Raw genomic sequence first — 20,474 nt, 5'->3', positions numbered from 1 at the left:
GAGCCGGCTTGCCGGCGAAAGCGGTGCGTCGGCAACGTGGATTCCGGCTGATCCGACGCCTTCGCTGGCAAGCCAGCTCCTGCAGTAGTGTTCAGTATTTGTCCGTGATTACCGACGTCCCAGCAACAACCCCACCACCAAGCCGAAACCGGCAGAAATCGCCACGGTTTGCCATGGATGCCCGCCGATATAGGTTTCAGTGGCCTCGACCGCGGGCAGCGTCCGGTCGCGTACGCTGGCCACCGAATCCCTGGCCTGCTGGAGTTTCAGCGCGATTTGTCCGCGAAGGGTCTCCGCTTCTTCCCCGACCAGTGAGGCGCTGTGTTTCAGCAGTTTTTCCGACTCTTCGATCAGCGATTGAAGTTCGCTGAACGCTAGATCCTTGATTTGATCTTCGGTGGTTTGCGCGGCGGTTTTGCGGACCATTGAAGTACTCCTTGCAGGTAAGTGGACAGTGAACAATGGAGTCTGCCGTTATCGGAAAAGTTGCAGCTATTTGCCCGGGGAGGTCATCTTGCTGAAAAACCGGCGCAGGACATTTCGTCCTACAGTGTAAGATGTCGCCTATTTTACGCAGCAGGAAATTCCCATGAGCTTCAATCTGGCCGACAAACCCCTTGCCGAGCGCGCTGCGCTTGAAGACGAGAAATCCCGTCTGTTCGAACTCTGGCAAAACAACCTGGGCAAAGCCAAGGGTGAGGGCGCGCGGTTGTTCGGCGAACGGGCCAAGCGCAAAGGCAAGTGGGCGGAATGGGTGCGCGCCGAGCTGGACGGCATGTCGCCCCCGGAATTCGCCAACATGGTACGCAGTGAAGTCAATCGCCTGATGGCCGCCAACAAGTAACGTCGGCGTTCACGCGAAACTCGCGACAATCGCTTCACGCACTTTCAACACCACCGGATCGAGCTGGGTGCTGGTGCGCCAGCCCAGCTCGATCGGGTAACGTGGCAACGCCAAGGGGCAGGGCAGCAACGCCAGTCCGCTGAGCGCTGCGATGCTTTGCGCCGCATGGGCCGGAATGGTCGCAACGGCCTGGCTGCCCTTGAGCAGATGCGGCAACGCGGCAAAGTGCGTGGTCGAGGCGCACACCCGCCGACTCAGCCCCAGCGCCGCCAATCCTTCATCGGTAATCCCGATAAAACCGCCGGACGACACCAGAATGTGTTCACGGGCGACAAACTCTTCAAGACTGATGCTCTGCTGGCCCGCGCCCAGGCTCGATGGGTCCGCCAGGCACAGGTAGCCGCCTTCTCCCAGCACCTGACGGCTGAGCAGCCGCTCGGCAAACCCTCCCGCGGTAATCGCCAGGTCGATGCTGCGTTCCATCAAGGCCTGGGCGACGATCTGGCTATGGGTCTGGCGAAAAATCAGCCGCAACTTCGGCGCACTATGGGCGATTTGTTCGATCAGTCGCCGGCCGTAGGCAATTTCGAAATCATCCGACATGCCCACGGTGACCGAGCGACCGTCGTACTGCTGCGCGGCCGGATCGACCATCGCCAGGCTCTGCCGGCATTTGTTCAGGGCATCGCTGACCACCGGTTTGAGTTGATTGGCCTTGAGCGAGGGGGCCAGGCCTCGTCCGGTGCGCACGAACAGCTGATCGCCATACACCTCGCGCAACCGACGCAGGGCTGCGCTGACCGCCGATTGCGTTACGCCCAGGCGCAAGGCGGCGCGGCTGGCGCTGGACTCCTCGTGCAGTGCTTCGAAGACTTTGAGCAGGTTGAGGTCGATATCGATGATATTCATTTGGCTCATATCATTCAGCAGTGAATCGGTCTTTATTGATGATTGCGTGACGCCGGAGAATGAGCAACACCTGATGCGAATGGAGTGTGTGCGATGCCCAAATCAATCGTTGCTGCCCTGCAGATCGGCGCATTGCCCGGTGGCAAGGCTGAAACCCTGGAACAGATCCTGTCTTATGAAAACGCGATCATCGAAGCCGGCGCCGGGTTGGTGGTGATGCCGGAAGCGCTGTTGGGCGGTTATCCCAAAGGCGAGGGTTTTGCTACGCAACTGGGTTATCGCCTGCCGGAAGGTCGCGAAGCCTTTGCCCGTTATTTTGCCAATGCCATCGACGTACCCGGCGCGGAAACCGAGGCGTTGGCGGCACTGTCTGCACGCACCGGGGCCAATCTGGTGATCGGTGTGATCGAGCGTGCGGGCAGCACGTTGTACTGCACCGCGCTGTACTTCGATCCGCAGGCCGGGCTGGTGGCCAAACACCGCAAACTGATGCCCACCGGCACCGAACGGCTGATCTGGGGCAAGGGCGATGGTTCGACGCTGCCGGTGATCGACAGCCAGGTCGGGCGCGTCGGTGCGGCGGTGTGCTGGGAGAACATGATGCCGCTGCTGCGCACGGCGATGTACGCCAAAGGCGTGGAGGTGTGGTGCGCGCCGACCGTGGACGAACGGGAGATGTGGCAGGTCAGCATGCGCCACATCGCCCATGAGGGGCGTTGTTTCGTGGTCAGTGCCTGTCAGGTCCAGGCCTCGCCCCGGGCATTGGGTCTGGACATCGCCAACTGGCCGGCGGATCGGCCATTGATCGCCGGTGGCAGCGTGATCGTCGGTCCCATGGGCGACATCCTCGCCGGACCGTTGCGTGACAGCGCCGGTCTGCTCACCGCGCAAATCGATACTGACGACCTGGTACGCGCCCGCTACGACTATGACGTGGTTGGCCACTACGCGCGGCCGGATGTGTTTGAACTGACCGTGGACGAGCGCGTTAAACCGGGGGTGCGCTTCATCGCTTGATACCCGGCGGGCTTTGGCCAAAGCAGTCAGGCAACTTGATAGCTTTGACCATTGCCCGCCACCCCGCGCAGAGCGAGTATTTCCCTGTTGATTACGGTTCCCCCAACCTAATAAGAAACACAGAGGGATTCTGGCAATGCGCGATTACTTGTCTGCTACTTCTCAGTTCAATTATCAGCAAACCGTCGACGCCGCACTCGCAGGCGATCTGACAGCCCTCAACGCCTGTGTCGAATGCTGTGACCGGCATGCCTTGCCGGGCCGCATCGCGCTGTTCTGGGAAGGACGCGACGGCACCAGTGCGACGTACACCTTCACCGAGTTGCAGGACAAGGCCGCGCGTTTCGCCAATTACCTGCAGGCCCAGGGCGTGAAGAAAGGCGACAAGGTGGCCGGCCTGTTGCCACGCAATATCGAACTGCTGATCACCGTGTTCGCCACCTGGCGCATCGGCGCGGTGTATCAACCGCTGTTTACCGCATTCGGCCCCAAGGCCATCGAGCACCGCCTGAGCTGCTCTGGCGCCAAAGTGGTGGTGACCGATGCGGTGAACCGGCCGAAACTGGCCGAAGTTGCCGATTGCCCGACCACGGTGACCGTCACCGGCCCCAAAGGGCAGGGCCTGGTTCGCGGCGATTTCAGTTTCTGGGCCGAACTGGCCAACTATTCCGCCGATTGTGAGCCTGTGCTGCTGACCGGGGAAGATCCGTTCCTGCTGATGTTCACCTCGGGCACCACCGGCCCGTCGAAAGCCCTGTCGGTGCCGCTCAAGGCCATCGTCGCGTTCCAGAGCTACACCCGTGATGCGGTGGATCTGCGCCCGGAAGACGCCTTCTGGAACGTCGCGGATCCGGGTTGGGCCTACGGTATCTATTTCGGTGTCACGGGGCCGATGGCCATGGGGCATCCGATCACCTTTTACGATGGCCCGTTCACCCTCGAAAGTACCTGCCGGGTGATCAACAAGTACGGGATTACCAACCTCACCGGTTCGCCGACGGCCTACCGTTTGCTGATTGCCGGCGGCGACGAATTCGCCAGATCGATCAAGGGCAAGCTGCGCATCGTCAGCAGCGCCGGCGAGCCGCTGAACCCGGAAGTGATCCGCTGGTTTGCCGACAACCTCGACGTGGTGATCCACGATCACTACGGCCAGACCGAACTGGGTATGGTGCTGTGCAACCACCACGGCCTGGAACATCCGATTCACATGGGCGCCGCCGGTTTTGCCTCGCCGGGCCACCGCATTGTGGTCCTGGATGACCAATACAAGGAACTCGGCGTTGGCCAGCCGGGCATTCTGGCGATCGACCGCAGCCAATCGCCGATGTGCTGGTTTGCCGGCTACGAAGGCGGGCCGACCAAGGCCTTCGTCGGCAACTATTACCTGAGTGGCGACACCGTCGAGTGGAACCCGGACGGCAGCATCAGCTTCGTTGGCCGCAGCGATGACGTGATCACCACCTCCGGCTACCGGGTCGGTCCATTCGATGTGGAAAGTGCACTGATCGAACACCCGGCCGTGGTCGAGGCCGCCGTGGTCGGCAAGCCCGATCCGGAGCGCACCGAACGGGTCAAGGCCTTCGTCGTGCTCAGCCCGCAATACCGCGCAGAGCCTGCGTTGGCCGAAGAGCTGCGGCAACATGTGCGCAAGCGTCTGGCGGCGCATTCCTACCCCCGCGAAATCGAATTTGTCAGCGAGTTGCCGAAAACCCCAAGCGGCAAATTGCAGCGCTTTATCTTGCGCAACCAGGAAATCGCCAAGGCTCAAGAGGCCACGGCGAAGAACGTTCCAGCTTGAATCCAGGGAAACAATGATGCAGATCGAGAACAAGATATTTATCGTCACGGGTGGCGCTTCCGGCCTCGGTGCAGCCACTGCCGAGGTGCTGGTTGCCGCTGGCGCGAAAGTGATGCTGGTGGACATGAACGCCGAAGCCGTTGCAGCCCAGGCCCAGCGTCTTGGCGCGCAGAGCGTGGTGGCGGATATCAGCGACGAAGCGGCAGCCGAAGCCGCGGTGCAGGCGACGGTCAAGGCCTTTGGCGGCCTCAATGGCCTGGTCAATTGCGCGGGCATCGTGCGTGGCGAGAAGATTCTCGGCAAGAATGGCCCGCACGCGCTGGCCAGCTTCAGCCAGGTGATCAACGTCAACCTGATCGGCAGCTTCAACATGCTGCGCCTTGCGGCAGCGGCGATTGCGGAAACCGAAGCGGACGCCGATGGCGAGCGCGGAGTGATCATCAATACCGCGTCTGCCGCGGCTTACGACGGTCAGATCGGTCAGGCGGCCTACTCGGCGTCCAAAGGTGCGATTGTCAGCCTGACCTTGCCCGCTGCCCGCGAACTGGCGCGTTTCGGCATCCGTGTCATGACGATCGCCCCCGGCATCTTCGAGACGCCGATGATGGCCGGCATGACCCAGGAAGTCCGCGACTCCCTGGCGGCTGGCGTGCCATTTCCGCCGCGCCTGGGCAAACCGGGCGAGTACGCCGCGCTGGTCAGGCATATCATTGAAAACAGCATGCTCAATGGCGAGGTGATCCGTCTCGACGGTGCCTTGCGCATGGCTGCCAAATAAGGAGGATTTGTCATGACAATGTCCAACGATCCGATTGTAATCGTCAGTGCCGTCCGCACCCCGATGGGTGGTTTCCAGGGCGAACTGAAAAGCCTGACCGCGCCGCAACTCGGCGCTGCCGCCATCAAGGCCGCCGTTGAACGTGCCGGCGTTGCCAGTGAAAGCGTCGACGAAGTGCTGTTCGGCTGCGTACTGCCGGCAGGCCTCGGCCAGGCCCCGGCGCGTCAGGCGGCACTGGCTGCCGGGCTGGATAAATCGACCCGCTGCACCACCCTGAACAAGATGTGCGGTTCCGGCATGGAGGCGGCGATTCTGGCCCACGACATGCTGGTGGCCGGCAGTGCCGACGTGGTGGTCGCGGGTGGCATGGAAAGCATGTCCAACGCGCCTTACCTGCTGGACCGCGCCCGTGCCGGCTACCGCATGGGCCATGGCCGGGTGCAGGACTCGATGTTCCTGGACGGCCTCGAAGACGCCTACGACAAGGGCCGCCTGATGGGCACCTTCGCCGAAGACTGCGCCGAAACCAACAGCTTCAGCCGTGAAGCCCAGGACGCGTTCGCCATCGCCTCGACCACTCGCGCGCAACAGGCGATCAGGGACGGCAGCTTCAGGGATGAAATCGTGCCGCTCACCGTGACGGTCGGCAAAGAGCAGGTTGTGATCAGCAATGACGAGCAGCCACCCAAAGCCAAACTGGACAAGATCGCCTCGTTGAAACCGGCGTTCCGCGAAGGCGGTACGGTGACGGCGGCCAACTCCAGTTCGATCTCCGACGGTGCTGCCGCGCTGGTGCTGATGCGCCAGTCGCAGGCACAGCAACAAGGCCTGAAGCCGTTGGCGGTGATTCATGGCCACGCCGCGTTCGCCGACACCCCGGGCCTGTTCCCGGTGGCACCGATTGGCGCCATCAAGAAGTTGATGAAGAAAACCGGCTGGTCGCTCAATGACGTCGATCTGGTGGAAGTCAATGAAGCCTTCGCCGTGGTCGGCATGGCCGCGATGACTCATCTGGAAATACCCCACGAGAAACTCAACGTGCACGGCGGTGCTTGCGCCCTCGGTCACCCGATCGGGGCATCCGGTGCGCGGATTCTCGTGACCTTGCTCTCGGCCCTGCGCCAGAAAGGCCTGAAGCGTGGTGTCGCGGCGATCTGCATTGGTGGCGGTGAAGCGACGGCCATGGCCGTGGAATGCCTGTACTGAGGCTGACGCAAAACACTGTGGGAGTGGCGGTGCGGCGTTCCGACTTGCCCGCGATGGCGGACTGCCAGTCAACAAAGGTGTTGAATGTTACGGCCTCATCGCGGGCAAGCCCGCTCCCACAGGTACAGTGTTTCAACCAGGTAATTTGTGCGAAGGCTTAAATTTTTAAGGATTCACCATGATCCCCAATGACGACCAACAACAGATCCGCGACATGGCCCGGGACTTTGCCCAGGAACGGCTGAAACCGTTCGCTGCCGAGTGGGACCGTGAGCATCGCTTTCCCAAGGAAGCCATCGGCGAAATGGCCGGGCTGGGCTTCTTCGGCATGTTGGTGCCGGAGCAGTGGGGCGGATGCGACACCGGTTACCTGGCCTACGCCATGGCACTGGAAGAAATCGCCGCCGGCGATGGCGCCTGTTCCACCATCATGAGTGTGCACAACTCCGTGGGTTGTGTGCCAATCCTCAACTACGGCACCGATGAGCAGAAAGAGCGCTTCCTCAAACCGCTGGCCAGCGGTGCGATGCTCGGCGCTTTCGCCCTGACTGAACCCCAGGCCGGTTCCGACGCCAGCGGCCTGAAAACCCGTGCGCAACTGCAGGGCGATCATTACGTACTCAATGGCTGCAAGCAGTTCATCACCTCCGGGCGCAATGCCGGGGTGGTGATCGTGTTTGCAGTGACCGATCCGAGCGCTGGCAAACGCGGCATCAGCGCTTTTATCGTGCCGACCGATTCGCCGGGCTACACCGTGGCGCGGGTCGAAGACAAGCTCGGTCAGCATGCGTCCGACACCTGCCAGATCCTCTTCGAAGATGTGAAGGTGCCGGTGGCCAATCGTTTGGGCGAGGAGGGCGAAGGCTACAGGATTGCCCTGGCCAACCTTGAAGGCGGCCGCGTCGGGATCGCTTCGCAATCGGTGGGCATGGCCCGCGCCGCGTTCGAGGCGGCTCGCGACTACGCCCGTGAGCGCGAGAGTTTCGGCAAACCCATCATCGAGCACCAGGCCGTGGCGTTCCGTCTGGCGGACATGGCGACCCAGATCGCTGTGGCGCGGCAAATGGTGCACTACGCCGCCGCCCTGCGCGACAGTGGCAAGCCGGCGCTGGTCGAAGCGTCGATGGCCAAGTTGTTCGCCTCGGAAATGGCCGAGAAGGTATGCTCCTCGGCGCTGCAAACCCTGGGCGGTTACGGTTACCTCAACGACTTCCCGCTGGAGCGGATCTACCGCGACGTGCGGGTCTGCCAGATCTACGAAGGCACCAGCGATATTCAGCGCATGGTCATCTCGCGCAATCTATAAGAAGGAGTTCCCTGTGAGTTACGAAACGATTTTGCTGGAAACCCATGGCCGCGTTGGCCTGATCACCCTCAACCGTCCACAGGCGCTGAATGCGTTGAACGCGCAGATCGTCAGCGAACTGAACCAGGCCCTCGACGGCTTCGAGGCTGACTCGAACATCGGCTGCATCGTGCTGACCGGTTCGAAAAAAGCCTTTGCCGCTGGCGCCGACATCAAGGAAATGGCTGAGCTGACCTACCCGCAGATCTATATCGACGACCTGTTCAGCGACAGCGATCGCGTGGCCAACCGCCGCAAGCCGATCATCGCGGCGGTCAACGGTTTTGCCCTGGGCGGCGGCTGTGAGTTGGCGTTGATGTGTGACTTCATCCTGGCCGGCGACAACGCCAAATTCGGCCAGCCGGAAATCAACCTCGGCGTGTTGCCGGGCATGGGCGGCACCCAGCGCCTGACCCGCGCCGTGGGCAAGGCCAAGGCCATGGAAATGTGCCTGAGCGGGCGTCTGATCGATGCCGTGGAAGCGGAGCGCTGCGGCATCGTGGCGCGTATCGTGCCGAGCGATGAACTGCTGGATGAAGCGCTGAAAGTTGCTGCGTTGATCGCTAAAAAGTCGCTGCCGATTGCGATGATGGTCAAGGAAAGCGTCAACCGTGCCTTTGAAGTGAGCCTGGCCGAAGGCGTGCGCTTTGAGCGCCGGGTGTTCCATGCGGCATTTGCGACGCAGGATCAGAAGGAAGGGATGGCGGCGTTCATTGCCAAGCGTGAGGCGGAGTTCCAAGGCAAGTGACGCAGCGTTTTCACTGACGCTATCGCGGGCAAGCCCGCTCCCACAGTGTTCCTGGTCGTTCACACATATTGTGTACACCCCCAGAACCTGTAGGAGCTGGCTTGCCAGCGAAGCTTTTAAAGCTTCACACCAGATAGTTCTTCAGTTCGCGGGCAATCACCATCCGCTGTATCTCGCTCGACCCTTCGTAGATCTGCGTGATCCGCGCATCCCGGTAGTATTTTTCCACCGGATAGTCTTCCAGGTAGCCATAGCCGCCATGAATCTGAATGGCGGACGAGCAGACCTTTTCCGCCATTTCCGAGGCAAACAGCTTGGCTTGTGAGGCCTCCGACAGGCAGGGTTTGCCGGCCGTGCGCAGGCGTGCGGCGTGCAGGATCATCAATCGTGCGGCGTTCAGTTGCATGTGCATGTCCGCCAGCAGGTTGGCGATGCTCTGGTGTTCATTGATCGCTTTGCCAAACTGCACCCGATCACGGGAGTAGGCCAGCGCCGCTTCGAACGCCGCGCGAGCAATACCGAGTGCTTGAGCGGCGATGCCGATGCGTCCGCCTTCGAGGTTGGACAGGGCGATGGCCAGGCCTTTGCCACGTTCGCCTAGCAAATTGGCCTCGGGGATAGTGCAGTTGTCGAGGGTCACGGCGCAGGTGTCGGATGCGCGAATGCCCATCTTGTGTTCGGTGCGATCAACGATAAACCCGGCGGTGTCGGTCGGTACCAGGAATGCCGAGATGCCACGTTTGCCCAGGTCCGGATCGGTCACGGCAAATACAATCGCGAGCTTGGCCCGCTTGCCGTTACTGACGAATTGTTTGGCGCCGTTGATTATCCACTGGCCGTCGCGCAGTTCGGCGCGGGTACGCAGGTTGTGCGCCTCGGAACCGGCCTGGGGTTCGGTCAGGCAGAAGCAGCCGATGGCCTGGCCGCTGGCCAGGTCAGCCAGCCAGGTTTGTTTCTGTTCTTCGCTGCCGTAGTTGAGTACCGGCCCGCAGCCCACGGAATTGTGGATGCTCATGAAGGCGCCGGTCGCACCGTCGCCGGCGGAAATCTCTTCGACCGCCAGCGCGTAGGCCACGTAGTCGACATAGGTGCCGCCCCATTCCTCGGGGACCACCATGCCCAACAAGCCCAGTTCGCCCATCTTCGCCACCAGACCGTCATCGATCCAGCCGGCCTTTTCCCAGGCCTGGGCATGGGGCGCGATTTCGCCACGGGCAAAATCCCGGGCCATGTCGCGGATCATGATTTGCTCTTCGCTCAATTCGATATCGTGCATGGCTCAGCTCTCGCTCTGGTCAAACCCGCTGAAGAAGCTCGCCACGTGTTCGGCGTGCAGCGCCTGAAGGGTGGGCGGGTTCCAGCGTGGTGTCTTGTCTTTGTCGATCAGCAAGGCGCGCACGCCTTCGATCAGGTCGCCGCGCTCGAACCACTGGCGGTCCAGGTGCAGTTCAAGGGCGAAGCATTGCTCAAGCGGCAGCTCGCGTCCGCGACGGAGCATTTCCAGGGTCACGCCCATGGCCAGCGGCGAACGCGTTTCCAGCAGGTCGGCGGTGGTGACAGCCCACGCATGGCTGTCGGCGACCGTAACCTGGCGCAGTTGCTCCACAATACTCGGCACATCGGGTAGGGCGAAGAAGTGGTCGATGGCCGGGCGCAAAGTCGCCAGTGGCGCATCAGGCAGTTGCTGTACGGCAAGTGTCGCCAGCAGGCCTTGCAGGTCCTTGAGCGGCGTGTCGTGCCATTGGAGCTGGTCGAGTTTTTCGTCCAGCATGCCCAGCTTGACGCTTTCGAGGTACCAGTCGGCCAAGCCGCAATACAGCGCATCGGCAGCGCGGATTTGTACGCCACTGACGCCGAGGTAAATCCCCAGCTCGCCGGGAATGCGCGGCAGGAAGTAACTGCCGCCGACGTCGGGGAAATAGCCGATGCCGACTTCCGGCATTGCCAGACGGCTTTTTTCGGTGACCACGCGCAGGTCTGCGCCTTGCACCAGGCCCATGCCGCCGCCGAGGACAAAGCCATCCATCAGGGCCAGCACTGGTTTGCGGTAGTGGTGGATCGCAAGGTCGAGGGCGTATTCCTCGACGAAAAAATCTTCGTGCAGGGTGTCGCCACTTTTGAAACTGTCATATAGCGAGCGTATGTCGCCGCCGGCGCAGAAGGCTTTTTCGCCGGCACCGCGCAAGACCACGGCATGGACTTGCGAATCCTGGGCCCAGGCGTCGAGCTGGCGCTGCAGGTTGCGCACCATGTCCAGGGTCAGGGCATTGAGGCCGGCGGGGCGGTTGAGGGTCAGATGACCAATGTGGTTGCGAACCTCGGCCAGCACTTCGTTTTGCATGGCATCCATGGGCTGCGCGCCCTTCGATGAAACCTGAGCAGTCATCACTAACTCCCTGCTTTTATTGTTCTTTATCGAGATGCTCGCGCGCGAGCGATGACGGATCGTATCAGTGCAAATTTGCCTTGTACAACCCAGATAAGTGCAGGTTGTCTGTGCATTTTTGCATGGTGATGACCGGCACTGCTTCAGCGTAGACCACGGCGTATTCAGGCAAACGCCGCGAGCAGATCCTCTTCGAATGCCTTCTGTGCATCACCGGCCACCTGCGCCCGGTGCCGGGCCAGATGAAACGCGACATCGAAACTCAGGTCGTTGCGCCGCACGGCCTTGAGCAAACCCTTGTCTTCCCAGGTACGGGCAAAGTGGTTGGGCAGGTAACCGACATGTTTGCCGGAAAGAATGAAGGCGAGGGTGCCTTCGACCTGCTCCGATCGTGCCGAGCACAACTTGCCTTGAAAGGGTTCGTCACTGCGCAGGAAACGGTAGGGGTGACCGACCCGGTCGCAGGCCTGCAGAGCCTCATCGTCCGGGGCCGCATTGGTGAACAGCGGATGACCGGGGGCGCAATACAGATGCTGGGTTTCAATGAACAATTGGCGGTAGTCAAACGCGCTTTGCACTTGCGAGAAATAGCCGATGGCCAGGTCCAGCCGCTGTTGCAGCAGCAAGCGTTCCATTTCGCCGGGCATGGCGCTGATCAGCTCGATGCGCACGGACTCATCCCGTTCACGGAAGCGCCGAATCGCCTCGGCCACCCGTTGCAGCACCGATTGGTCCAGGGCTTCGGACAGACCCAGGCGCACTTCACCGATCAAGCGTCCGGCCACGCCGTTGGATTGATGACGGAAGGCTTCGATGGACTCGAACAATCCACGGGTGGCGCTGAGCAGTTGTTCACCCTTGGGCGTAATCCTGAACCCTCCCTTGCCGCGACTGCATAGCCGATAGCCAAGGCGGGTTTCCAGTTTGGCCATTTGCTGGCTGATGCTCGACTGGCTCAACCCCAGCTCGCCCTGGGCTGCGCTGAAACCGCCGCATTCCACCACGCTGACAAACAGACGCAACAAATGCAGATCCAGATCGTGGAGTTGGCCGAGCATCAAGCATTACTCCGTCATAAAGTCAGGTTAATTAACTTGGTATTTCACCAATGTATCCGACGACGCATCCTGCAACCACTTCCTCTGGTCAGGTGTTCGTCATGGCTCCCATGTTCAAGCTGTGTTTACCCGCGCTGTTGCTCGCCGTTGCTGTTTCGGCCCAGGCCGAGGACCAGGTGGTCAATCTGTACAGTTGGGCCGATTACGTCGCCCCCGAAACCCTGCAACGGTTCGAGCAGGAGACGGGCATCCATGTGCGCTACGACACCTTTGACTCTTCGGAGGTGCTGGAGACCAAATTGCTCACGGGCGGCAGCGGATATGACGTGGTGGTGCCGTCCTCCAGCGTGCTGGCCAGGGGACTTGCGGCCGGGGCGTTGAAACCGATTCCCCACGAAGGACTCAAGGGCTACGCCAACCTCGATCCGGACTTGCTGGAAAAACTCGCCGCTGTCGATCCGGGCAACCGCTACGGCGTGCCGTACACCTGGGGCACCCTGGGTTTGGGCATGAACGTCGAAGCGGTCAAGCAGCGCTTGCCGGACGTGCCGCTCAATAGCCTGGACCTGCTGTTCAAACCCGAGTACGCAAGCCAGTTGAAGGACTGCGGCATCGCCATTCTCGACTCGCCCCAAGAGGTGATCGGACTGGCGCTGCATTACCTGGGTAAAGATCCCTACAGCACCGACAAGAACGATCTGTCAGCCGCCGAGGCGTTGCTGCATCAGTTACAGCCGAACGTGCTGTACGTCGCCACCGGGCGGCAGATCAGCGATCTGGCCAATGGCAGTGTGTGCCTGGCGCTGACCTACAACGGGGATGCGAGCATGGCCGCCGACCAGGCGCGCAAGGCCAATAAACCCTATGAAATTGCCTACCGGATTCCCAAGGAAGGCACCCTCGTGTGGCAAGACAACCTGGCGATTCCCAAGGACGCGCCGCACCCCGAAGCCGCCCGCGCTTTTATCGAATTCATGTTGCGCCCCGAGTCCGTTGCGGCACTGACCAACACCTTGTTTTTCGCTACGGCGAACCAGGCCGCCACGCCGCTGGTGGATGAAGCGCTACGCACCGATCCGGACATCTACCCGCTGGCCGATGTACGGGAACGGCTGTACGCCGATCGCAGCATGAGCCTCAAGGACATGCGCCAGCGCACCCGCCTGTGGACCACTTTCCGTAGCCGCCAATAAGAAAAAACACAAGGAGCCTTCAATGGACGTCCCGATGCAGAACGACCAAGCCATGACCCGTGACAGCCTTTATGGCACGGCCGCCGAAAGTACCTACGCCGGCATTACCAGCTTCATGCGTCGCCGTTACAGTCGTGACTTGCGTGGAGTCGACGTGGCCGTCAGCGGCGTGCCGTTCGACACCGCCACCAGCAACCGTCCCGGCGCACGCTTCGGACCACGGGGCATTCGCGCCGCCTCTGCAGGAATCGCCTGGGAACGGCACTGGCCGTGGACGTTTGACCCGTTCGACCATCTGGCGGTGATCGACTACGGCGATTGCGATTTCGATTACGGCTCGCCGCAGTCCACTCCCGAAATGATCGAGGCCCACGCCGAACACATCCTCAATGCCGGCACGGCGATGCTGACGTTTGGCGGCGACCATTTCATTACCTATCCGCTGCTCAAGGCCCATGCGCGCAAGCATGGGGCGTTGTCACTGATCCACTTCGACGCCCACAGCGACACCTGGCCGGACGAGGAGGGCAAGCGCATCGACCACGGCACTATGTTCTGGCACGCAGCCAAGGAAGGGCTGGTCGACCCATCGCGCTCGGTACAAATCGGCTTGCGCACCACCAACGATGATCATCAGGGCTTTCAGGTGCTCGACGCGCGGCAAGTGCATCGCCGTGGCTGCGAAGCGATAGTCGAGGCGATTCGCGCGCGGGTCGGCGACAACCCGGTGTACCTGACCTTCGACATTGACTGCCTTGATCCGGCATTCGCGCCTGGCACCGGAACGCCAGTATGCGGCGGCTTGAGCACAGTACAGGCACTGGAGATTCTCGGCGGACTGCGCGGGATCAATCTGGTGGGCATGGACGTTGTGGAGGTGGCGCCGGCCTATGACAGCGCAGAGATCACGTCACTGGCGGCGGCGACACTGGCGATGGAGATGTTGTGTCTGTATGCGGCAAGACATAAGGTCGACCGGTAACAACGGTTTTCTGTGTCCCCACTGACGCCATCGCGGGCAAGCCCGCTCCCACAGGATCTACATAGGACCTGTGGGAGCGGCGGTGCGGCGATCCGACTTGCCCGCGATGCTTTCAGGCCACTGGAACGACTGGCAAGTCGAGGATCCGGCCACCGCTGAAGCGTGCGAACGAACCGGAAATGGATTCGTGCGGCACGCCTTTGGCCACGTCACTGACGCCATCGAGTCGCGCCAGTTGGTCAGTGCTCAACTGCACATTCAGCGCGCCCAATGTGGCGTCCAGCTGTTCACGGGTACGTGAACCGAGGATCGGAATCAGCGCGGTGGTCGAGCGCCTGGCCTTTTCCCGCAGCCAGGCGATGGCCACGTGGGTTGGGCTGGCATCGAGTGCTGCGGCGATATCGATCAAGGTGTCGAGCAGGGTGGTTTCGCGGGCGCTTTTTTCAGCATGAATCAGCACGCCGAGCTTGTTCGCACGGTTGTCGCCTTCACTGTTGCGATACTTGCCGGTCAGGAAGCCGCCACCCAGCGGCGACCACAAGGTCGCGGCCAGGCCCAGGGCTTCGGCCATCGGCAGTTGTTCACGCTCAGCCGTGCGTTCGGCCAGGCTGTACTCGACCTGGATCGCGGCAATCGGCGCAAAACCACGCACCTCGGCCAGCAGGTCGGCGCGGGCGATGCGCCACGCGGGGAAGTTCGACAGCCCGGCGTAATGAATCTTGCCGGCACTGACCAGGTCGTCGAAGCCGCGCAGGATCTCTTCCATGGGCGTGACGCCGTCGCTCATGTGGGCCCAGAACAGGTCGATATGCTCGGTCTTCAGCCGTTTAAGGCTTTCCTCGACGGCGCGCACCATGTTCTTGCGGCTGTTGCCAGTGTGGGAAATGCCGGCCGCCGGGGTAGTCCCGAGGGTGTACTTGGTGGCGATGACCAGGCTATCCCGCTCCGCGTTGATGAATTCGCTGAGCATGGCCTCGGATTGCCCGCCCTGATAGCCATTGGCGGTATCGATGAAGTTGCCACCGGCTTCCAGGTAGCCATCAAAAATGCGTTTGGCTTCGTCACGCTCGGCGCCATGGCCCCAGCCGGTACCGAAATTACCGGCGCCCAGCGCCAGTTCGGAAACACGCAAGCCGGTTTTACGACCGAAAACTTTGTAATGCATGGGATGACTCCAGAGGGATGACGTCAGGGTTTATATATGTTGCGCGACATTTATAAATATGATGCTGGTAATTTATATCGTCAAGGTGCTTTTCCCTTGCGCACTAAACCGCCGATCACTGGTCGCGTTTTCGATGCGCAATGGCATACTGCCGCCCATGACTATCCATTCCCCTTTAAGCGCCTGGCTGCACGCCATTGAACAAAAGGGCTTCGTCCAGGACGAGGCTCAGGAGCATGCCGTGTGGGCGTTGCAAAAATGCCACGAAGCGCTGCACGGAGGCCGCTCGCCCATTTCCGGCGTGTACCTGTGGGGGCCGGTGGGGCGCGGTAAAACCTGGTTGATGGACCAGTTCCATCAAAGCCTGCGAGTACCGGCGCGGCGCCAGCACTTTCACCATTTCATGGGCTGGGTGCATCAGCGCTCGTTTCAACTGACCGGCACCGCCGATCCGCTCAAGGCGCTGGCCCGTGAATTGGCCGAAGAGGTTCGCGTGCTGTGTTTCGACGAGTTGTTCGTCAATGACATCGGCGACGCGATCATTCTCGGGCGCCTGTTCCAGGTGATGTTCGAACAGGGCGTGGTGGTGGTCTGCACCTCCAATCTGCCACCGGACCAGCTGTACGCCGACGGTTTCAATCGCGAGCGTTTCCTGCCCGCCATCGCGGCGATCAAGCAACACATGCAGGTGATTGCAGTGGATGGCGGGGAAGACCATCGCCTGCATCCGGGAGCCGGCTCACAACGTTATTGGGTGGCCGAGCCTGGCCAGCCAGATGCGCTCACCGGGGTGTTCTCGGGGCTGGCCGTGAATCAGCCGGTATCGAGCGAACCGGTCAAGGTCGGTTACCGTTCCCTCGAGGTGGTCAAGGTCAGCCCGACCGTGCTCTGGACCCGTTACGCCGCGCTGTGCGAGCAACCCTTCGCAGCCATGGATTTCATCGCGCTGTGCGATACCTACAACGCTATTCTGTTGGGTGACGTACCCAACCTCAGCGCGCAAAAACGCGCCGGGCGGATTGCCCGCGGCACCGAGGACGGTGTCGAGCGGGTGGCAGCGGGGGACCGCGAGCTGCCGCAGTTGTCGGTGCATGACGACGGTGTGCGACGGTTCATTGCCCTGGTGGACGAGTGCTACGACCGCAAGGTGCCGCTGTACCTTGAAGCGCAAGTGCCAATGGCGTCGCTTTACACCGAGGGTTATCTGGAATTTCCGTTCCGCCGCACCCTCAGTCGATTGCAGGAAATGCAACTGCAGAGGTTTGCCGAAGTTTGATCGGGATTTGATCGGGAGCAGCGAACATGAATCAGCCCCTGTCGCACCATTTGCTGACCATGGCCTATCAGAACGCCTGGGCCAATCACCGACTGGCCAAGGCCTGGCGTCAGTTGAGCCCGCAGGAACTGGCTGCGCCGCGGGTCAGCTTCTTCCCGACTATCCGCGCCACCCTCAACCACATCCTTACCTGTGACTGGTTTTATGTGGACGCCCTGGAGCGCGAACTGCGTGGCGACGATCCCCATCCCGATTGCCGGGTGTTTTTCAAGGAGGACGAGCCTTGTCTGGTGGCGCCGGACCTGGTTGGCGAACAGGCCCGCGTCGACCGTCGGCTGATCGCCTACTGCGAGCAGATGCGCGACGCCGACCTTGGCAAAATCGTGACCATCGCCCGCGACACCCCGCAATACGACAGTCGCTTGCGCCTGCTGTCCCATTTGTTTGAGCACCAGATCCATCACCGCGGCCAGGTTCACGCCATGCTCAGCGGAACTTCGGTCCAGCCACCGCAACTCGACGAGTTTTTCTGCGCCGGAGAGTCACACTTGCGGGCCGAGGATTTTGCCGAGCTGGGATGGACGGAAGCCTTGATCTGGGGCGCTTGAGCGCCAAAAGATTTCCTCGGTTGCGATTGTCGTTGGCACGGTGCTCGCGCTATGGTCAGCGGGCACTTCAGCGTGAAATACATGCTGGGGGCTACTTCATGTGTGATCGAGGATGGAAATGGACTCCGCAGAAATTCTTGTGCTTCAAGCCAGTTACACCAATCCGGTGCATGCCGAGGCTATTTGTCTGGTGTTGAACCACTACGCCGAGGACCCGATGGGGGGTGGCCAGTCATTGCCAGCTCATGTACTGACGCAACTCCCGGCAGAGCTTGCCAGGCGTCCCCACGCCTTCAGTGTGCTGGCCTTTGTCGGCGGCGAGCCGGCCGGGCTGGTCAATTGCTTCGAGGGGTTCTCGACCTTTGCCTGCCGGCCGCTGGTCAATGTGCACGATGTGTCGGTGGTGAAAAAATTTCGCGGCCTGGGCTTGAGCCAGAAGATGCTGCAAAAGGTCGAGGACATCGCCCGTCAGCGTGGCTGCTGCAAGCTCACCCTCGAGGTGCTGGAGGGCAATGCCGTGGCGCAGGGGTCCTATGAAAAGGCCGGCTTCGCCGCCGGTATGTTCGATCCGGCCCATGGACGCATGCTGTTCTGGACCAAGAACCTCTGACTCGAAAGAACCTTTTTTGGGGCTTTCACTGGTTTGGAGGTCACTTCATTTTCAGCGTGGGCACGGTCCCTTGTAGGAGCCGACTTGCTGGCGATGGTCTCAAGCGCGCCGCGTTTTTTCAGTTCCTACGCGTTATCGTTAACGACAATCGCTGGCAAGCCAGCTCCTACACGAGACCGCGTCCGAGTCGAAAATGAAGTGACCTCCAAACCATTGCGCAATAAAAAAGGGCGTCCATCAGGACGCCCAAACGGTGTTCTCCAACTGTAGAGCCGCAGTCAGAGGTCCATGGATCATTTCGGTCTGTAGGTTTCAGTCATTTGTGCGGTTTGATCGTCGGGCACCCGCAGCTCGGTGCTTTGGATCGGATGGCCCAGGGCTTGTTGCTGGGCCAGTCGCAGACTTTCGTAGTAATAGCGCATGCGTTCGGCGCCACCCTCGGCAAATGCGCTGGCCGAGCCCAGTGCCATCAGGCCGGCGAGGATCACGGCGGTGCGTTTCATGGTATGCCTCCCACTTGAGTTGTCGGATGCCTTTCGTCAATGAATCAGTGTCGAAATGGAATTATCCGCCGATTCGGTTAAATGGGAATTAACTTCACCAACGGCATCCATGGCTGCCGCGGGAGCATGAAAAAGGGGCCGGAATCGGCCCCTGGAAGGATTACTGCTGAACGACCGCGGGTGGCGTTTTCGGCTTCATCAGGCTGAAGTCGATCAACGCGCGTTGCTCACGCTCATAGGGGTTGCCGATCATCAATGGCCGGGCCTTGAAACTGTCGCTGACCACACTTTTGCTGTGATCGAGTTCGTCGAAGCTCAGGCCTGCCAGATCGGCCCAGGTGTGGATCAGTTGCGAGCTGCTGTAAGGCCGCGAGAGATCAGCGGCGAGGTTCCAGTCATGGGTTGCCCGCCATTTCGGCGAAGCCCAGGCCATGAACGGAATGGTGTACATCGGTGCTGTCGGCTTGTTTTCGTTGCGCCCCAGGGTACTGTGACCCGCAGAGTCGAACACGTCTTCGCCATGGTCGGACAGGTACAGCAGGAAGCCGTTCGGATCGGTCCTGGCGTAGTCCTTGATCAGGCTGGACACCACGAAGTCGTTGTACAGCACGGCATTGTCGTAGCTGTTGTATGTGGGCAATTGGTCATCGCGAATGCCGGCCGGCACGCCGTCGCGGTTTTGGAACTTGTCGAAGGTCGACGGGTAGCGGTACTGGTAGCTCATGTGCGTGCCGAGCAAATGCACGACGATGAGCTTGCGCGGTGCCGCATCGGCCAGGGCCTTGTTGAACGGCTCAATCACGTCGCCATCGTACTGGGCGGCGTTCTGGTTGCGGTTGTTGTTCAGGTATACCTGCTCGTCGGCCTGTTCGGAAAAGGTCGTGAGCATGGTGTTGCGCTTGGTCATGGTCTGCTGGTTGGTGATCCAGAAGGTCTTGTAACCGGCCTGTTTCATCATGCTGACCAGCGATGGCGTCGACAGGTACAGGTCCGGGTTTTCTTCGTCGGCGAAGGTCAGGACCTGCTGCAGCGCCTCGATGGTGTAGGGGCGCGGGGTAATGACGTTGTCGAAAACGTCCAGTTGATCCTTGAGCCTGTCCAGTTCCGGCGTGGTTGGCCGGGGATAGCCGTACAGGCTCATGCGCTGACGGTTGGTTGACTCACCGATCACCAGCACCAGGGTCGCAGGCGTGTTGGCCATTGCATCCTTGAAGTTGTGCAGGGGGGGAATCTTGCTGGCGCTTTCCAGCATGTCCTGCATGCCGGCCAGGGTGTCCAGGTAGCGGTGATAGGCCACGGCCATCTGCCATGGCACCGCAGGTTCGATGCGGGCTTCGAACTTCTCGAACCCGGCGGCGAAACTACCGGTACGCTGGGTCTGCTTGATCAGCGGATAAGCGACCACGGCGACCAGAATGGCCGTTGCTGCCACGATTGCCTTGCCACGGGGCAGGTACACCGGGCGCAAGCGCGTCCACAGGAACCAGGAGAAAGCGCTGTGGGCCAGGAATGCCGGGACCATCCACCAGGCAAAATACTGGGTCATGTACTCGCCGGCTTCAGCCACGTTCGACTCGAACATGATGAAGATGACGCTCTGGGAAAACTCCTGCTGATAAATGAAGAAATAACCCAGGCTCGCCATGGAGCACGCCCATAGCACGATGCCGATCACCGCGGCCATGACACGGGTTTGCCGGGGGAACAGCAGCATCGGCGCCAGCCAGATGGCGCTCATGACAAAGGCCTGGCGGAATCCGCTGAAGCCGGAGGTGCCAGTCAGCTGGATCAGTAGTTGGGTAATGCCGGAAAAGTACCAGAAGAAAACAAACAGCCAGACGAATCCGGCCCAATCAAAAGCTGCCGCAGTAGTTTTACTGCGTTTAAACAAGGACATTCAGCGCTCCAGCCGAGAATTCACTACCACCGCCGGGACTTGGATATCACGGACGACGAACGAGGGCCGCGCGGAATCGGGCGACCTAAACGGGTAATTTTCGTGTAACAATTGTGAAAATTTTGTGAGTTGCCAAGGGCGACAGGGC

General features: G+C 61.0%; 20 protein-coding genes. 12 read left to right on the top strand and 8 right to left on the bottom strand.

All coding sequences use genetic code 11. The annotated features are described in order from the left end of the window. Positions 1–108: 108 nt before the first annotated feature. On the bottom strand, positions 109–426 hold the full coding sequence (locus PMI31_RS27690) for a DUF883 family protein (RefSeq protein ID WP_008023133.1): 318 nt from the start codon (positions 424–426) through the stop codon (positions 109–111). Between the two features lie 163 nt (positions 427–589). On the opposite strand from PMI31_RS27690, the gene PMI31_RS27685 reads away from it, so the two are divergent. Beyond that, positions 590–844 carry a hypothetical protein gene (locus tag PMI31_RS27685; RefSeq protein ID WP_008023132.1) on the top strand — a complete coding sequence of 85 codons (255 nt, stop codon included), beginning with the start codon at positions 590–592 and terminating at the stop codon, positions 842–844. Positions 845–853: 9 nt separating this feature from the next. Here PMI31_RS27685 and PMI31_RS27680 read toward each other — a convergent pair whose 3' ends face one another. After that, the gene (locus tag PMI31_RS27680) at positions 854–1,762 is read right to left on the bottom strand and encodes a LysR family transcriptional regulator (RefSeq protein WP_008023131.1); all 909 of its coding nucleotides are present in this window, start codon (positions 1,760–1,762) and stop codon (positions 854–856) included. An 84-nt stretch (positions 1,763–1,846) separates the two neighbouring features. Here PMI31_RS27680 and PMI31_RS27675 point away from each other — a divergent pair, with 84 nt between their 5' ends. The 6 genes from PMI31_RS27675 to PMI31_RS27650 all read left to right on the top strand — a co-directional run bounded on the left by PMI31_RS27675 (position 1,847) and on the right by PMI31_RS27650 (position 8,648). Beyond that, positions 1,847–2,770, top strand: coding sequence for a carbon-nitrogen hydrolase family protein (locus tag PMI31_RS27675; RefSeq protein ID WP_008023130.1), 924 nt, complete (start codon positions 1,847–1,849; stop codon positions 2,768–2,770). Positions 2,771–2,906: 136 nt separating this feature from the next. Next, the gene (locus PMI31_RS27670) at positions 2,907–4,571 is read left to right on the top strand and encodes an AMP-binding protein (RefSeq protein WP_008023129.1); all 1,665 of its coding nucleotides are present in this window, start codon (positions 2,907–2,909) and stop codon (positions 4,569–4,571) included. A 16-nt stretch (positions 4,572–4,587) separates the two neighbouring features. Beyond that, positions 4,588–5,349, top strand: a complete 762-nt coding sequence (locus PMI31_RS27665; RefSeq protein ID WP_043302702.1) for an SDR family NAD(P)-dependent oxidoreductase — start codon at positions 4,588–4,590, stop codon at positions 5,347–5,349. A 12-nt stretch (positions 5,350–5,361) separates the two neighbouring features. Next, the gene (locus PMI31_RS27660) at positions 5,362–6,555 is read left to right on the top strand and encodes an acetyl-CoA C-acyltransferase (RefSeq protein ID WP_008023127.1); all 1,194 of its coding nucleotides are present in this window, start codon (positions 5,362–5,364) and stop codon (positions 6,553–6,555) included. 178 nt (positions 6,556–6,733) lie between these two features. Further along, positions 6,734–7,861 carry an acyl-CoA dehydrogenase gene (locus PMI31_RS27655; protein WP_008023126.1) on the top strand — a complete coding sequence of 376 codons (1,128 nt, stop codon included), beginning with the start codon at positions 6,734–6,736 and terminating at the stop codon, positions 7,859–7,861. A 13-nt stretch (positions 7,862–7,874) separates the two neighbouring features. Continuing rightward, positions 7,875–8,648, top strand: coding sequence for an enoyl-CoA hydratase (locus PMI31_RS27650; protein ID WP_008023124.1), 774 nt, complete (start codon positions 7,875–7,877; stop codon positions 8,646–8,648). Between the two features lie 124 nt (positions 8,649–8,772). Here the strand turns inward: PMI31_RS27650 and PMI31_RS27645 are convergent, their stop codons facing one another. The 3 genes from PMI31_RS27645 to PMI31_RS27635 all read right to left on the bottom strand — a co-directional run bounded on the left by PMI31_RS27645 (position 8,773) and on the right by PMI31_RS27635 (position 12,092). Further along, positions 8,773–9,924, bottom strand: coding sequence for an acyl-CoA dehydrogenase family protein (locus PMI31_RS27645; protein WP_008023123.1), 1,152 nt, complete (start codon positions 9,922–9,924; stop codon positions 8,773–8,775). Positions 9,925–9,927: 3 nt separating this feature from the next. After that, positions 9,928–11,034 carry an enoyl-CoA hydratase/isomerase family protein gene (locus tag PMI31_RS27640; RefSeq protein ID WP_008023120.1) on the bottom strand — a complete coding sequence of 369 codons (1,107 nt, stop codon included), beginning with the start codon at positions 11,032–11,034 and terminating at the stop codon, positions 9,928–9,930. Between the two features lie 164 nt (positions 11,035–11,198). Beyond that, positions 11,199–12,092 carry a LysR family transcriptional regulator gene (locus tag PMI31_RS27635; RefSeq protein WP_008023118.1) on the bottom strand — a complete coding sequence of 298 codons (894 nt, stop codon included), beginning with the start codon at positions 12,090–12,092 and terminating at the stop codon, positions 11,199–11,201. A 101-nt stretch (positions 12,093–12,193) separates the two neighbouring features. On the opposite strand from PMI31_RS27635, the gene PMI31_RS27630 reads away from it, so the two are divergent. Beyond that, positions 12,194–13,285, top strand: a complete 1,092-nt coding sequence (locus tag PMI31_RS27630; protein WP_008023109.1) for a polyamine ABC transporter substrate-binding protein — start codon at positions 12,194–12,196, stop codon at positions 13,283–13,285. 22 nt (positions 13,286–13,307) lie between these two features. Then, positions 13,308–14,267 (top strand): agmatinase, encoded by a 960-nt coding sequence (gene speB / locus PMI31_RS27625; RefSeq protein ID WP_008023107.1) that lies wholly within the window; start codon positions 13,308–13,310, stop codon positions 14,265–14,267. A gap of 112 nt (positions 14,268–14,379) precedes the next feature. Here speB and PMI31_RS27620 read toward each other — a convergent pair whose 3' ends face one another. Continuing rightward, the gene (locus PMI31_RS27620) at positions 14,380–15,432 is read right to left on the bottom strand and encodes an aldo/keto reductase (RefSeq protein ID WP_008023106.1); all 1,053 of its coding nucleotides are present in this window, start codon (positions 15,430–15,432) and stop codon (positions 14,380–14,382) included. A gap of 157 nt (positions 15,433–15,589) precedes the next feature. Here PMI31_RS27620 and zapE point away from each other — a divergent pair, with 157 nt between their 5' ends. The 3 genes from zapE (at position 15,590) to PMI31_RS27605 (ending at position 17,926) form a co-directional block, all read left to right on the top strand. Beyond that, positions 15,590–16,708, top strand: coding sequence for a cell division protein ZapE (gene zapE, locus PMI31_RS27615; RefSeq protein WP_043302701.1), 1,119 nt, complete (start codon positions 15,590–15,592; stop codon positions 16,706–16,708). Between the two features lie 26 nt (positions 16,709–16,734). Next, positions 16,735–17,316: a DinB family protein gene (locus tag PMI31_RS27610; protein WP_008023102.1), complete on the top strand. Its 582-nt coding sequence runs from the start codon at positions 16,735–16,737 to the stop codon at positions 17,314–17,316. 118 nt (positions 17,317–17,434) lie between these two features. After that, positions 17,435–17,926: a GNAT family N-acetyltransferase gene (locus PMI31_RS27605; protein ID WP_008023099.1), complete on the top strand. Its 492-nt coding sequence runs from the start codon at positions 17,435–17,437 to the stop codon at positions 17,924–17,926. 293 nt (positions 17,927–18,219) lie between these two features. On the opposite strand, the gene PMI31_RS27600 is transcribed toward PMI31_RS27605, so the two are convergent. Continuing rightward, a complete protein-coding gene (locus PMI31_RS27600) occupies positions 18,220–18,429 on the bottom strand; it encodes a hypothetical protein (protein WP_008023098.1) in 210 nt (69 codons plus the stop codon). 160 nt (positions 18,430–18,589) lie between these two features. Further along, positions 18,590–20,326 carry a phosphoethanolamine transferase CptA gene (locus tag PMI31_RS27595; protein WP_008023097.1) on the bottom strand — a complete coding sequence of 579 codons (1,737 nt, stop codon included), beginning with the start codon at positions 20,324–20,326 and terminating at the stop codon, positions 18,590–18,592. Between the last annotated feature and the right edge of the window lie 148 nt (positions 20,327–20,474).

This window comes from Pseudomonas sp. GM55 (assembly GCF_000282395.1).
GTDB lineage: Bacteria > Pseudomonadota > Gammaproteobacteria > Pseudomonadales > Pseudomonadaceae > Aquipseudomonas > Aquipseudomonas fluorescens_CC.
Note: the sequence above shows the minus strand (reverse complement) of the source record. Positions and strands in the feature narration are given on the sequence as shown.

Bases quoted from the DNA above. Each gene is read 5' to 3' on its own strand.
- PMI31_RS27595 (WP_008023097.1), bottom strand. From the start codon at position 20,326: ATGTCCTTGTTTAAACGCAGTAAAACTACTGCGGCAGCTTTTGATTGG.
- PMI31_RS27635 (WP_008023118.1), bottom strand. From the start codon at position 12,092: ATGCTCGGCCAACTCCACGATCTGGATCTGCATTTGTTGCGTCTGTTT.
- PMI31_RS27630 (WP_008023109.1), top strand. From the start codon at position 12,194: ATGGCTCCCATGTTCAAGCTGTGTTTACCCGCGCTGTTGCTCGCCGTT.
- PMI31_RS27690 (WP_008023133.1), bottom strand. From the start codon at position 426: ATGGTCCGCAAAACCGCCGCGCAAACCACCGAAGATCAAATCAAGGAT.
- PMI31_RS27685 (WP_008023132.1), top strand. From the start codon at position 590: ATGAGCTTCAATCTGGCCGACAAACCCCTTGCCGAGCGCGCTGCGCTT.
- PMI31_RS27600 (WP_008023098.1), bottom strand. From the start codon at position 18,429: ATGAAACGCACCGCCGTGATCCTCGCCGGCCTGATGGCACTGGGCTCG.
- PMI31_RS27680 (WP_008023131.1), bottom strand. From the start codon at position 1,762: ATGAGCCAAATGAATATCATCGATATCGACCTCAACCTGCTCAAAGTC.
- speB (WP_008023107.1), top strand. From the start codon at position 13,308: ATGGACGTCCCGATGCAGAACGACCAAGCCATGACCCGTGACAGCCTT.
- PMI31_RS27660 (WP_008023127.1), top strand. From the start codon at position 5,362: ATGACAATGTCCAACGATCCGATTGTAATCGTCAGTGCCGTCCGCACC.
- zapE (WP_043302701.1), top strand. From the start codon at position 15,590: ATGACTATCCATTCCCCTTTAAGCGCCTGGCTGCACGCCATTGAACAA.
- PMI31_RS27640 (WP_008023120.1), bottom strand. From the start codon at position 11,034: ATGACTGCTCAGGTTTCATCGAAGGGCGCGCAGCCCATGGATGCCATG.
- PMI31_RS27655 (WP_008023126.1), top strand. From the start codon at position 6,734: ATGATCCCCAATGACGACCAACAACAGATCCGCGACATGGCCCGGGAC.
- PMI31_RS27670 (WP_008023129.1), top strand. From the start codon at position 2,907: ATGCGCGATTACTTGTCTGCTACTTCTCAGTTCAATTATCAGCAAACC.
- PMI31_RS27665 (WP_043302702.1), top strand. From the start codon at position 4,588: ATGCAGATCGAGAACAAGATATTTATCGTCACGGGTGGCGCTTCCGGC.
- PMI31_RS27675 (WP_008023130.1), top strand. From the start codon at position 1,847: ATGCCCAAATCAATCGTTGCTGCCCTGCAGATCGGCGCATTGCCCGGT.
- PMI31_RS27620 (WP_008023106.1), bottom strand. From the start codon at position 15,432: ATGCATTACAAAGTTTTCGGTCGTAAAACCGGCTTGCGTGTTTCCGAA.
- PMI31_RS27645 (WP_008023123.1), bottom strand. From the start codon at position 9,924: ATGCACGATATCGAATTGAGCGAAGAGCAAATCATGATCCGCGACATG.
- PMI31_RS27610 (WP_008023102.1), top strand. From the start codon at position 16,735: ATGAATCAGCCCCTGTCGCACCATTTGCTGACCATGGCCTATCAGAAC.
- PMI31_RS27605 (WP_008023099.1), top strand. From the start codon at position 17,435: ATGGACTCCGCAGAAATTCTTGTGCTTCAAGCCAGTTACACCAATCCG.